1 pseudogene is annotated in these 555 nt (G+C 48.1%); it reads left to right on the forward strand.

The window, feature by feature from the left end:
- A pseudogene (locus R7190_RS29730) lies at nt 1–458 on the forward strand (exopolygalacturonate lyase); the annotation flags it as partial.
- Nucleotides 459–555: the final 97 nt, after the last annotated feature.

Below are 555 nucleotides of genomic sequence, written 5' to 3' on the forward strand. Positions count from 1 at the left end.
ACAAGGGTGGCACGATTGGTAACGGCTTCAAGCTAGGCGGCGAGGGGATTCCGGTTCCACATGTGGTGAAAAACAGCTTGTCTTTCAATAACAATATGGACGGATTCACGGACAACTTTAACCCTGGTGCACTGGTATTGAGCGACAACGTGTCGATTGATAACAAGCGCTTCAACTACTTGTTCCGTAAGAGCCCATATTCCGGCGAGATTGAGCAAGGCACGTTCACCAATAACCGTTCTTACCGATTCCATGTCAGCAGCAAATATGACGACGTGATCAACAGTGCGAAATCGACTGGCAATGCGTTGGTCGAAAATGGCACGACTTATACCAGTGATGGCAAAGCGGTCGACAGCAAAACGCTCGCGCCATTAAAGCAAGCGTCAGTGATTGATACCCAACAAGCCATTCCGGGTAAGCAAGAGGCGATGCAGCTTAAGCAACTTATTCACTAACGAGTAACCACGGGCTCTCAGGAGCCCTTTTTTTCGTCAAAACTCACCTTACAACGGTCGCATTTTTACGCTTTTCGACTTGTCAGTGACAATCTCT

It is taken from the genome of Vibrio sp. 1078-1, assembly GCF_033340475.1.